This is a genomic window from Microbacterium forte, from assembly GCF_031885415.1.
In the GTDB taxonomy this organism is placed as follows: domain Bacteria; phylum Actinomycetota; class Actinomycetes; order Actinomycetales; family Microbacteriaceae; genus Microbacterium; species Microbacterium forte.
The window spans coordinates 1,756,788-1,769,171 of sequence record NZ_CP116871.1; the positions used below are offsets into that span (position 1 = coordinate 1,756,788).

General features: G+C 68.2%; 10 protein-coding genes. 3 read left to right on the forward strand and 7 right to left on the reverse strand.

All coding sequences use genetic code 11. The features are described from left to right. Nucleotides 1-56 precede the first annotated feature (56 nt). The 3 genes from OB895_RS08495 to OB895_RS08505 form a co-directional block, all read right to left on the reverse strand. The gene (locus OB895_RS08495; protein ID WP_079112249.1) at nt 57-1,019 is read right to left on the reverse strand and encodes a class C sortase; all 963 of its coding nucleotides are present in this window, start codon (nt 1,017-1,019) and stop codon (nt 57-59) included. A 99-nt stretch (nt 1,020-1,118) separates the two neighbouring features. After that, entirely contained in the window at nt 1,119-2,600 is a 1,482-nt protein-coding gene (locus OB895_RS08500; RefSeq protein ID WP_228385647.1) for a SpaH/EbpB family LPXTG-anchored major pilin, read from the reverse strand. A gap of 67 nt (nt 2,601-2,667) precedes the next feature. Next, nucleotides 2,668-5,193: a CLIPPER-2 domain-containing protein gene (locus tag OB895_RS08505; RefSeq protein WP_153302131.1), complete on the reverse strand. Its 2,526-nt coding sequence runs from the start codon at nt 5,191-5,193 to the stop codon at nt 2,668-2,670. A 212-nt stretch (nt 5,194-5,405) separates the two neighbouring features. Here OB895_RS08505 and OB895_RS08510 point away from each other — a divergent pair, with 212 nt between their 5' ends. Further along, entirely contained in the window at nt 5,406-6,053 is a 648-nt protein-coding gene (locus OB895_RS08510) for a LysE family translocator (protein WP_042537092.1), read from the forward strand. 9 nt (nt 6,054-6,062) lie between these two features. On the opposite strand, the gene OB895_RS08515 is transcribed toward OB895_RS08510, so the two are convergent. From OB895_RS08515 to OB895_RS08530, 4 genes are all read right to left on the reverse strand, one after another. Then, nucleotides 6,063-6,860: a DUF1206 domain-containing protein gene (locus tag OB895_RS08515; RefSeq protein WP_042537090.1), complete on the reverse strand. Its 798-nt coding sequence runs from the start codon at nt 6,858-6,860 to the stop codon at nt 6,063-6,065. Nucleotides 6,861-6,925: 65 nt separating this feature from the next. Further along, the gene (locus tag OB895_RS08520) at nt 6,926-7,558 is read right to left on the reverse strand and encodes a GyrI-like domain-containing protein (RefSeq protein ID WP_079113902.1); all 633 of its coding nucleotides are present in this window, start codon (nt 7,556-7,558) and stop codon (nt 6,926-6,928) included. Nucleotides 7,559-7,667: 109 nt separating this feature from the next. Then, nucleotides 7,668-8,531 carry an AraC family transcriptional regulator gene (locus OB895_RS08525; protein ID WP_079112247.1) on the reverse strand — a complete coding sequence of 288 codons (864 nt, stop codon included), beginning with the start codon at nt 8,529-8,531 and terminating at the stop codon, nt 7,668-7,670. An 88-nt stretch (nt 8,532-8,619) separates the two neighbouring features. Next, nucleotides 8,620-9,789 (reverse strand): ROK family transcriptional regulator, encoded by a 1,170-nt coding sequence (locus tag OB895_RS08530; protein ID WP_079112246.1) that lies wholly within the window; start codon nt 9,787-9,789, stop codon nt 8,620-8,622. 86 nt (nt 9,790-9,875) lie between these two features. On the opposite strand from OB895_RS08530, the gene xylA reads away from it, so the two are divergent. Together xylA and xylB are read left to right on the forward strand one after the other, a co-directional pair. Beyond that, a complete protein-coding gene (gene xylA, locus OB895_RS08535; protein ID WP_042537080.1) occupies nt 9,876-11,063 on the forward strand; it encodes a xylose isomerase in 1,188 nt (395 codons plus the stop codon). Nucleotides 11,064-11,068: 5 nt separating this feature from the next. Next, on the forward strand, nt 11,069-12,355 hold the full coding sequence (gene xylB, locus OB895_RS08540; protein WP_079112245.1) for a xylulokinase: 1,287 nt from the start codon (nt 11,069-11,071) through the stop codon (nt 12,353-12,355). Nucleotides 12,356-12,384 lie beyond the last annotated feature (29 nt).

Genomic DNA, 12,384 nt, shown 5'->3' on the forward strand with positions numbered 1-12,384 from the left:
AGTCCCACCGGAATCTCCTCGGTTCGAGTCGGTGCGGTCCACTGTCGTGTCGACTGTCATGAGTCGGATTCAGCGGCACGATGCGTGGCTCGTCGGCCGCTGCGGTTCTTGCGCCCGCGCCGGGGCATGACGACGATGAAAGTGAGCACCGGGACCCCGACGACGAGCAGTGCCCACCACGGGAATCCCGCCGGGCTGGTCGTGTCCGCGATCGTGGTGACGGAGGATTCCTCGGTCGGAGCGTCGATGCGCTCGGCGCGCACCAGAAGACGGTGGGTGTTGACGCCCGTGGGCGTGCAGGTGACGAGCGTCAGGTAGTCCTTGCCGGCGACCTGGCGCAGATCCTCGGCATCGTTCGGAAGAACGGTCTTCGTCTGGTCGACCTCGTAGTAGAGGTCTCGGCCCAGGGTGCTGACGACGATGATGTCGCCCTCGACGAGTTCGTCGATGTCGTCGAAGAGGGTTGCCTGCACGAAGCCGTTGTGCCCGGTGAGCACCGAGTGGGTGCCCGAGCCGCCCACGGGGAGGGAAGATCCGTAAAGGTGCCCGATCCCGCGCGACAGTGTCTCTTCGTCGGTGCCATGGAAGATCGGCAGGTCGACGTGGATGCTCGGAATGCGGATCCGTGCCATCGTGTCTGTTCCGTCGGCGCTCAGGGTGTCGAAGTATGCCGACGCGCCCTCCCCGATCGCTGTCTGCTGACCGTCAGCGCCGAGTGCATAGGGGTCACGCAGCGGTCCGGTCGGCAGGTTCTCGTTGTACTCGTCGGCCGCGGCGAGCATCTCGTCGACGGCCGCATCGGGAATCTGCTCGACGGACTGCACGTAGCCGTCGACATCGGTGTCATGACTCCACGCGGAGAACCACGAGGCTGCGGTCGGATAGACGAGCACCACGATGCCGATGGTCGCGATGAGCATGACGATCGACTGACTCCATCCCCACCGCGTCCTGTGCGCGGTGGCACGCGTGGAGGGTCGCGCCGGAGAATCCGGTGTGGACGCGTCGATGAGGGTCATGCTGCGCTCTCTGATCGGAGAAGGGGAAGAAGGTGAAGACGAGTGGGCCGTGCGGGGGAAGGAATGTCTTCACCTCCCCCGCACGGCCGGTCTTTCGGGTTACGCCTGTGCTGCGGCCTTGCGGCGGCTGCGGATGGCGAGGAGGACCGCTCCACCGAGCAGCATGACGCCACCGGCGAGGAACAGGGTCGTGCCGGTGCCACCGGTCAGCGGCAGGGTGAAGCCGGCGTTCGAGGGAACGTTGACGACCTCGAGGTCGACGCCCACGGCCGTGGTGGCTGCGGTGACGGTGAACTCGATCGGAGCCGCGAGCAGCTCGAATCCGTCGGGTGCGACGATCTCGGCGAGCCAGTACGACTGGTAGCCGTCTTCGCCCACGGCGACCGTGGCGTTGTCTGCCCAGTCGGAGTAGCGCAGACCCGAGATGGTCACAGTGCCGTCAGCGGCGACCGCGAACTCCGTCGAGCCGGCGAGGGCGATGGCGTTGGTGCCGTCGATCGCGTCCTGCTCGGTCGGGTACACCGAGAACACGGCGCCGGTGAGCGGTGCGCCGGCCTTGTCCGTCTTCTCGACCGTGATGTCGCCCCACTTGGTGATGACCTCAGGGGTGACCGTGGGTCCGCCGGGCTCACCGGGCAGAACCGTGTACGAACCGGCGTTCGGGTAGAGCACTGCCGTGTTGGCGATCTCGCCGACCGTGTTGACCTCGGTCGTGACGACGACCTGCACCTGCGTCGCGGGGTGAGCTGCGAGCACTGCGAGGCCCGACGCGGTGAACTCGACCGTGACCGCGTTGGTCGCGGCGTCGTGCACGATCGTGTAGTCGCCCGCGGCGAGCGGGGTTCCGTCGACGAGCGAGACAGCGGCGCTGACGTAGTCGAGCTTGTCGTCGAGCGTGTCGACGATCTTGTAGCCGTCGATGACGGCGACATTGGGGATGTCACCCGTGATGGTGAAGTCGATCTCGTCGCCGAGCTTGACGTCTTCCGAGTCCTCGACGGTCTTGGTCGCCTCGGTCAGGGCGTTCTTCGGGTAGACGTGCACGTCGTACAGCCAGCTGCTGTCATCGGCCGGATCGGTCAACGGCACGGTCACGAGGAACGGCGCCACACCGGTCGAGCCCGCCAGCGGCGCGGTCTCCACCACGAAGTACAGACCCAGGTCGAGGTTCGCCAGAGCGATCTCGCCGTTCGCGTCGGTCAGCGTCTGACCGCCGACCGCGCTGGCCGTGTAGCCGGCAGCGGTGATGTCGGCGACACTGTCGGGGTCGAGGTCGGCGAGATCGTTCGCGTCGATCCAGCCCTGGTTGCTCGTCAGATCGATCGTGTCGACCTTGTAGACCGTGAAGCCCACGCCGGGCAGCGGTGCCAGTGCGACGTTCTGCTCGGTGCCGTCGTTCGGCAGGCCGGTCGGCGTCTCAGGCGCCTCGAACTTGTGGATCGTCAGCGAACCGACAGCATCCGGGTCGACGAGGTTCGGTGTCGCAGCGCTTGCGGGTGCTGCGAGGGTCAGCGCGGCGACGCCTGCGACGAGCAGACCTGCCGCGACGCGGGATCCGCGTCCGTTGTTGGGAGTGTTCACTGTGTCTCTCTCTCGGTGGCCAGGTCGCCCTGGTGGTGTACAGATGGTGGTCGGTGAGAAGTGCAGATCAGATCTGCGGGTCATCGGCGGCGGCACGTGCACTACGTCTGCGGACCCAGAGGGCCAGCGCGCCCGCGCCGAACACGGTCAGGGAACCGGCGAGGATGTAGGGCAGCGCGCCCGTCCCCCCGGTGGTCGGAAGGCTCATCGCCGGAACATCGCGCACCGTGATGATCTGGCCTGTGGCGGTCACCGCCGCGTCGCCGCCTGCCGTGATGCTCACGGTGCGGTCGGGGTTGATGGTGAACTTCACCGGCGCTGCGAGCAGGCTGAATCCGTCTGGTGCCGTCAGCTCGCTCAGCCAGTAGGTGCCGGCGGGGATGCTGTCGATCTGGAACAGTCCCGTCTCGATGCCGTTGATCGTGAACGGCAGCGCGGTGCCCGGCTCGCCGTTCGCGTCGGCGAGCACGGCGAACGAGGAGCCGTCCATGCGCACCCACGTGTTCGCGGATGCCTCGCCGACCTTCTCGATCTGCAACGGGATGCGGAACGGCTCGATCGGCGTCTCGGTGCTGTCGTTGTTCGAGCGCACCGGGCCGCCCTTGGGGTCGGTTCCCGTGGAGTAGGCCGTGTTGATGACCTTCTTCGCGTCGACATCGGCCTGTCCGATGACATACGGCGCATTCGCGACGCAGTGCGAGACCTGAGTGGGCGCGATGGTCGTGGGCGTGCACGTCACGGTGATGTTGCGCTGCGTCAGCCGGTCGTCGACCACCGTGATGTTCGCGACCGTGACGTTGCCGGTGTTGGTGACGTCGAACGCGTACATGATGTGATCGCCGAGCCCGGTCACGCCGTCCTGGTCGACGTCGACGACCGAGGCCGTCTTGTCGAGCACGATCTCGGGCGTCCATGTGGCCGGGATGATCTCGTCGTCCGTGTCGGTCACGGTGGGGCCGACGGCCGGAGTTCCGGTGGCGCGTGCGACGTTCGTCAGCGGTGCGTTGTCGATGTCCCCCTGCTGCACCACGTAGGTGGCCGTGCAGGTCATCTTGGCGCCGCTGGCGAGCGTGGAGCCCTGCGGCGGAACGCAGGTCAGGGCGCTCATGTCACCGACACCGGAGAACGCGTCCTCGGTGATGCGCACATTCGTCAGGTTGGTGTTGAGCGTCGTGTTGGTCGGTGCCTTGGGAGTCGTGTTGGTCGCCACGAAGGAGTAGGTGATGACGTCGCCGACCTTGGTGTACACCTTGTCGGGGTCGGTGTCGCTGGTCACGGCGACCCCGTTCACGGCGGTGATGCTCTTGACGATGTCGATCGACGGCTGGATGACCTCGAGCGAGGCGTCGGCCGGCGGGTTCAGGTTCGTCGTGATGTTGGCCGGGCCGTTGATGTAGGTGCCGTTGACCGTCGAGGTGACGTCGACCGTGATCGTGCACGAGGCCTGGCCCAAAGCGAGGTCGCCGCCGGTGACCGACACCGAGGTTCCGCCTGCGGGTGCCGTGACCGCATAGGCCGCACCGGCGCGCTGGACGCAGGTTCCGCCGACGTTCGGCGCCGCCGCGATCTTGAGGTTCGCCGGCAGCGCGTCGGTGATGAACCAGTCGTTCTTGGCCATGAGGTCGCTCGTGTTCGTGACCGTGAGCGTCATCTTCGAGGTCGAGCCGTTCGTGATCACCGTCGGGCTGAACGCCTTGTCGAGCTGAGGAGTCACATCGACGATCTGCGGCAGGTCGAAGGCGACGTCGTTGCCCGAACCCGTGGCGGTCGCGTTGAACAGCGTCAGGCCGAGGTTGGCCGTGGTTCCGACGGGCACCTGATAGGCAGCAGACTGCAGCTTCGCGGTCTGCGTGCCCCAGAAGGTGTTGTTCGTGCAGGGGTTCAGACCCGTGCTGAGCACGATCGGGTTGCCGTTGACGATCAGGCTGAACGTCTCCTTGGGCTGGTTCGCACCACCGGCGGCGGGGCAGTTGACCGCGGCGAAGTACGCCGACACGGCGTAGTAGTGTCCGGCGACCGCGGGGATGGTGTTGACCGTGCGGAACTGCGTGCCCGCGGCGATGACGCCGTTCGTCGCGTTGGTGTACGAGGTGAGCACCTGGTTCGTCGCGGCCTGAGCCGCCGTCTGCCCTTGCGCTGTGCCCAGTGCCGCCGCCATCTGCTGAAGCGTGGGCCAGGTCGTGGTCGGGTTGTTGAGGCAGCCGAGATCGGTGACGGGCGCCGTCGGGGTCACGCTGCTCATGACCCATCCGTTGCACTGGTTGCCGGCGGGCGTGTACTGAGTCGAGGCGGTGTACGTCGAGTTGGCCGCGGCCGCGCCACCCGTGTAGTTCAGGATGCTGATCGGCAGGAGCGACGCGTTCTGGTTCGAGAAGTTCTCGGTGTACACGGGCGTGCCCGGCTGCGGGGTGCCGGGAGTGCCAGGCACCGTCGCCGCGGCCGTGATGCCGCTGTTGGGGGCGAGAGTCGCGCCGGCGACGAGCACGCCGGCGATGGCGAGCACGCCGAGCAGCCGCGTCATCGCCCGTCGGCGAGGCGCGACTCCGGAGCGTGATGACCGCTCCGTCGTGCGGTGGTGCGAGCGAATGCTCATGAATGTCCCAATCCCGGCGCGCCGATCCCGTCCGCCACGTACGGCGAGCAGGAGAGGCGCATGCCTTGTCCCCGAAAAGTCGTGTGTGTCCCCAGTGCGAACAGGAAGCAGAAGCTGCCTGTCACATACCCAGACCTGGATGCGGAGTTTTTATGACGGGCGCGAGAAAAAACTTTTCGAGGGTCTCCGCGGGCCTGGCCTAAGCTCGCAGCATGTTCAGCGCCGAGACCCTTGCGACCTTCGTCGTGGCCGCGTTCGTGATGGTCGTGATCCCTGGGCCGACGGTGCTCTTCACGATCGGCAGAGCGATGGCCCTGGGGCGGCTCGGCGGATTTCTCAGCATCCTGGGCACGGCGCTCGGGTCGATCGTGCTGGTCGTCGGCGTCGCGCTGGGGGTGGGCACGGTGGTGGCGCAGTCGATCGTGCTCTTCACGATCGTGAAGGTGCTCGGCGCCGGCTACCTGGTGTTCCTCGGCATCCAGGCGATCAGGCATCGCAAGGACTCCGCGGCCACGATGACCGGGCCGGTGGCGAGGCGATCAGGCGTGCGGCTGCTCGTCGAGGGTTTCGTCGTCGGCGTCACCAACCCCAAGTCGATCGCCTTCTTCCTGGCGATCCTCCCGCAGTTCGTCGACCTGCACGCGGGGTCGGTGCCGATGCAGCTGTTCGTGCTCGGCGCGATCGTCGTCGCGATCGGTGTCGCCTGCGATGCGATCTGGGTGCTGCTCGCCAGCGGCGCCCGTGAGTGGTTCGGTCGATCTCCTCGCCGCATCGAGGCCATGGGCGCCACCGGAGGTGGGCTCATGATCGGCCTCGGCGCGTTCCTGCTGCTGTGGAGCGAGAAGCCCGCTAACGGCTGAGGCGCAGCGTCACATCCGTGCGAAGCGCGCGCGGACCATCGAGAAGATGCCGTAGATCGCGAGTCCGACCCCGACGAGCCAGAGGATCGCGCGGCCCTGGGGCAGGTCGATCAGACTCCGCAGGGCTCCATCCAGGCCCGCAGCCTTCTCGGGGTCCTGCGTCCACGCCGCGACGACGAACAGCAAGCCGGTCACGGTGATCGCGATGCCCTTGGCGATGTAGCCCGCGATGCCGAGGGCGATGATCCCGGGCCGCGAGGGCCCCTCCGGAACATCCATCGTCTTCTCGAAGCCCCGGGTGAAGCCGATGACGATGAACCCGACACCCACACCCGCCACGGTGAGCCCGATGATGATGAGCAGCACGATCCCGCCGGGAGCACCGAGGATCACCGCGCTGAGGGCGCGCAGCGTCGTCTCGGACTCGACATGCCCTCCGAAGGCGAAGATCAGCGCAAGGCCGGCGATCACGAGGTACGCGCCCGCGATGCCGATGAGCTTGATCCTCATCCCCCATTTGCGGGGCTCCTTGCCGCGGGCGAGGAGCCCGCTGGCGATCTGCCACACGGCAAGGGCGACCAGCGCCACCGCGACCAGCCCGAGAACCAGCCCGCCGACGGGGGTCGAGCGGATCTGCTCCATCGCTCCGTCCTGGTCGGCGTCGCCGCCGCCGCCTGTGGCGATGGAGACGGCGATCGCCCCGATGATGATGTGCACGAGACCGACCACGACGAAACCTGCCCGCGCCACCCGTCGGAAGGCATCGGATCGCTGCGCGGTGCGCGCGGCACCCTTCGCTGAGGTCATCCGAGCAGGATATCCCCCGCCACGAAGAACGCCGGAGGGGTTGCGCGGAGCGCGCTCGACACTCGTCAGCCGGTGCGCTCCACGGGCTGGCGCAGGATCGTCCGGAGCTTCGACGGATCGACGCGCCTGACATCGCTGAGGTAGACCTCGTGGTGCAGCCCCGTCATGGCCAGATCGTTCTCGGGGATGAACCGGTGGTGCAGCTCGTCGAGCACCGGGGCCTCATCGTCGTATGAGCCGACGTGAAGGGTCTGCACGCACAGTCCCTCGTCGAGGGTCTCGAGCCGCACGGACCGCAGCGCGGGAGATGCCTGCTTCTTCCTCGCGAGCTTCTCCTCGACCGTGTCGACCGCGCGATCGAACATCTCGCGGGTGACGTGCTCCGGCACCATGATCATGAGCGTCCATTCCCACGCCGACTTGTCGCGGCGCGATGTGAACGACTCCATGTCGGGTGCGTGCCACTGCCCCTCGAGAGGCATCACGACCGTGTCGATCCCGAGCTGGTCCCTGCTCGCGAACTTGAGCGTGTAGGCGACGGGGAAGAGGGCGGACACCGCATCCTGATACGCCTGGGCACTGTTCGGGTCGCCCGCGCCGTCGACCATCAGGTACTGCATCGGGGGCACCTCGAGGATGCGGAACTCACCGCGCTTCGCCCGATAGGCGTCGAGGGTCTTCTTGGGATCGAGCGCCATCGCGGGTCCTCTCACGGCGGCATCGGCATCCGACCGTCGCCACAGTGTCGCACGGGCCGCAGACATCGGGTGGGCGGCGCGACGGTCCGTGCCGCCCACCCGAGTCGCGTCACGTCGGCTCGACCGCCAGCCAGAGCTCGCACGACGCGTGCGAGCCGGTGAACTCGAGGTACCGCACGATCGACGGACCAGGGCGCAGCCGCCAGGGGTTCGACGGGAACCACTCGGTCGCCGTGGCCGCCCAGAGGGTCTGCAGGGTCTCAGGGAACGGACCTGACGCGGAGAAGACCGCCCACGCGCCCGCCTCGACCCGGATGGCGTCGAGGTCGTCGGGAACCACGGTGGATGCAGACACGGAGACGCCATGCAGATAGGTGAGCTCCGTCCCCTCCGGCGCGTCCGGTGCGACATCACCGGTGACGGCGAGGATTCCGCCGGGTTCCGCGTCGCTCATCGCCTTCAGCCTGAGATGCTCTTCGGGTGCGATCGAGGCGATGTGCGCCTGGATGTGCGGATTCGCGCCCTCGTGGATGAGCGGCACTCGCGCGGCGTGGCCGACGAGCACGAGCTCTGGGGTGGTGGTGATGGTGACGTCCATCTGGGTGCTCCCTTCGACGCTCAGGCGGAACCGGAGCGTGGGTTGTGTGCGGAGAGGACCCCCGTCGCGGCGCGCGTCGACCGGACTGATCCCGTGCACGGCGCGGAACGCGCGGCCGAACGCCTCGTTCGAGCCGTAGCCGTGTCTCACCGCGACATCGAGCACGTTGGGGGCGCCGGCGGCGAGTTCTGCTCCGGCGAGCGTCATCCGGCGGCGGCGGACATACTCCGACAGCGGCATCCCGGCCAGAGCCGAGAACATCCGCCGCAGGTGGTACTCCGTCGTCCCGTGGACACGAGCGAACCCGGCGACGTCGATCTCGTCTGCGGCGTCCGCCTCGACGAGATCGACCAGTGCGTTGAGCGTTCCGATCATGAGGTCCTCCTTTCCTCACCATCGTGCGATCCGAGGGTGTGCCGCGACCCGACTTTCCGCGTCGGATCCGATCAGTCGCCTCGCGAGGTCAGCTGCGCTCCCCCGGATCCGCGAGCAGGTCGGCGAGGGCCAGTTCGGCCGCGCCGATCAGCAGCCTGTCGGCGCCGAGAGCGGCAGGACGGATCTCGAGCGTCTCCGCGCTCTCCGGCATCGCCAGCGCACGCACGTCGTCCGCGATCTGCGTCGCCCTCAGATCGGCGATCGTCGCGAGGAACCCTCCGAGCACGACGAGAGCGGGGTTGAGCACGTTGACGGCGTTGGCCAGCGCCCCCGCGAGCACACGCGCCTGACGCGTGATCTCATCAGCCACCACCGCCGATCCGGATTCCGAGAGCTCGGCGTCGAGCGTCTCGTCATCCGCCGTATCGAGGCCCACCGCGTCGAGCAGCAGACGGCGACTCACCTCGGCCTCGAGCACGCCATCGGCGGTGCGGCGATCCGCGTCTGCAGAGATCCGCGGCCTGTTCTGGCCGAACTCCCCCGCGTATCCGCCCGCGCCGGCGACCGGCTTGCCGTTGACGATCAGGCCGCCGCCGATGCCCGACGCACCTCCGTTCAGGTAGACGACGTCGTCGATGCCGCGGCCGGCGCCGTAGCGGTGCTCGGCGATGGCCCCGAGCGTCGCATCATTGTCGACGAAGGCGGCAGACGACGTGGCCGCGGAGACGAGGTCGGCGAGCGGCACGTCGGTCCAGCCCAGATGCGGCGCGTTGCGCACGACCCCGTCGGAGGCGCGCACGAGACCGGGCACGGCGACGCCGATGGCCGCGATCCGCGCATCGGCGAGCGGCCCCTCGCGCCATGCGGCGATGCGCTCGGCGATCGTCGCCGCGACGACTCCGGGTGTCGGCACCGTCTCGTTCGGCAGGCGTTCGCGCACGAGGATGCTGCGGTCGAGGCCGACCGCAGCGATCTCGATCGCATCGACCTCCGGGTTCACAGCGATGGCGACGATGCGAGCCGAGGCCGTCACGACCGGCGACGGTCGACCCACACGACCGGCGACATCCGGGACCCGCTCGTCGACGAGCCCCCGTCTGACGAGCTCTGCGACGAGGTCGGCGATCGTCGAGCGGTTGAGCCCCGTCTGCTCGGTGAGAGCTGCTCTCGACTGGGCGCCGTTCTCGTGCACGAGCCGCAGGATGAGGGAGAGATTGTGGGGGCGGGTGCCCAGCGCGGGGCTCGACTGCGACGGCATCCCTTCACTGTAGGGGGTGGACGCGCCCCCTGTCATGAGATATGTTGTCAAGCACAACTTATTCGATGACCTGCACAGGAGCAGCCATGAGCACCCCTACCCGCGATGACAAGTTCTCCTTCGGCCTGTGGACCGTCGGCTACAACGGCGCAGACCCCTTCGGCGGCCCCACCCGGCCGGCGCTCGACGTGGTGCACGCCGTCGAGAAGCTCGCCGAGCTCGGCGCCTACGGTCTGACCTTCCACGACGACGACCTGTTCGCCTTCGGATCGACCGACGCCGAGCGCCAGACGCAGATCGACCGACTCAAGGGCGCTCTCGACGACACGGGCCTCGTCGTGCCGATGGTCACCACCAACCTGTTCAGCGCACCCATCTTCAAGGACGGCGGCTTCACGTCGAACGACCGCGATGTGCGCCGGTACGCCCTGCGCAAGGTGTTCCGCCAGCTCGACCTCGGCGCGGAGCTCGGCGCCAAGACGTTCGTCATGTGGGGTGGGCGCGAGGGTGCCGAGTACGACTCCGCGAAGGACATCCGCCAGGCACTCGAGCGCTACCGCGAGGCCGTGAACCTGCTCGGCGACTACGTCACCGACAAGGGCTACGACATCCGGTTCGCGATCGAGCCGAAGCCCAACGAGCCGCGCGGCGACATCCTGCTGCCGACCCTCGGACACGCGATCGCCTTCATCGATTCGCTCGAGCGCCCCGAGCTCGTCGGCGTGAACCCCGAGGTGGGTCACGAGCAGATGGCCGGACTCAACTTCACCGCCGGCATCGCGCAGGCGCTCTTCCACGGCAAGCTCTTCCACATCGATCTCAACGGTCAGCGCGGCATCAAGTACGACCAGGACCTCGTCTTCGGTCACGGCGACCTGCACAACGCCTTCTCGCTCGTCGACCTGCTCGAGAACGGCGGCCCCGGCGGAGTGCCCGCCTACGACGGCCCCCGCCACTTCGACTACAAACCGAGCCGCACCGAAGACGAGAAGGGCGTCTGGGACTCGGCGGCCGCGAACATGCGCACCTACCTGCTCCTGAAGGAGCGCGCTGCGGCGTTCCGCGCCGACCCCGAGGTGCAGGAGGCACTCGCAGCGGCTCGCGTCGACGAGCTCTCGACGCCGACCCTCAACCCCGGAGAGAGCTACGACGACTTCCTCGCCGACCGCTCGGCATACGAGGACTTCGACGCGAACTCCTACTTCGGCGGCAAGGGCTTCGGCTTCGTCCGACTGCAGCAGCTCGCGACCGAGCACCTGCTCGGCGCTCGCTGATCGACATGCCGCTGGTTCTCGGGGTCGACTCGTCGACCCAGTCCTGCAAGGCCGTCGTCGTCGACACGGCGACCGGAGCGGTCGTCCGCGCCGGTCGCGCGACGCACCCTGACGGGACGTCGGTCGACCCCGAGGCCTGGTGGCGTGCCCTGAACGCCGCGATCACGGAGGCCGGCTCTCTCGACGAGATCGAGGCCTGGTCGATCGGCGGGCAGCAGCACGGCCTGGTGGCGCTCGACGAATCCGGCCGTGTCATCCGCGATGCACTGCTGTGGAACGACACGCGCTCCGCAGGGGCGGCGGCGGAACTGATCGCCGAGTACGGAGCAACAGAGCTGGCCGCGCGCACCGGGCTCGTTCCTGTGGCCTCGTTCACGATCACGAAGCTGCGCTGGCTGCGCGATCACGAGCCCGAGAACGCGGCACGGGTGGCGGCGGTCGCTCTTCCGCACGACTGGCTGACGTGGCGCCTGCGCGGCTTCGGCCCCGAGAACCCGGTGCTCGACGAGCTCGTGACCGATCGGTCGGATGCGTCGGGCACGGGCTACTGGAATCCGTCGACGGGCGAGTACGACCGTGAGCTGCTGGTCGCCGCTCTGGGGCACGATGCGATCCTGCCCCGGGTGCTCGCACACGACGAGTGGACGACGGATGCCGATGGTCGGCGCGTCGGCGCCGGAGCCGGAGACAACGCCGCTGCCGCACTCGGACTCGGTGCCGTGCCCGGGGATGTGGTCGTGTCGATCGGCACATCCGGCACGGTGTGTGCGATCAGCACCACCCCGCTGAGCGATGCGACCGGAACTGTGGCAGGGTTCGCCGATGCCTCGGGCAACTTCCTCCCTCTCGTCGCCACGCTCAACGCGGCCCGGGTCGTCGACGTGACGGCAGCACTGCTCGGTGTGACGCACGACGAGTTCAGCGATCTCGCTCTGCAGGCCACGCCGGGCGCGGACGGACTCACGCTGCTCCCCTACTTCGAGGGCGAGCGCACACCCAACCTGCCGGATGCCACGGCATCCCTCTCGGGCATGACACTGGCATCCACGACGAGGCAGAACCTGGCACGCGCTGCGGTCGAGGGGATGCTGCGCGGACTGGGCGCGGGCCTCGACGCGCTGCGCGACCTCGGCATCCCTCTCGAGCGCGCCCTGCTGATCGGCGGCGGCGCGCAGTCGGAGGCCGTGCGCCGCGTCGCGCCGGAGATCCTCGGTCTCCCTGTCGAGGTGCCGGAACCCGGTGAGTACGTGGCGATCGGCGCTGCGCGCCAGGCTGCTCTGATCGTCGACTGATCCCGCGCACCTGCCCCTCGGGAGGACGG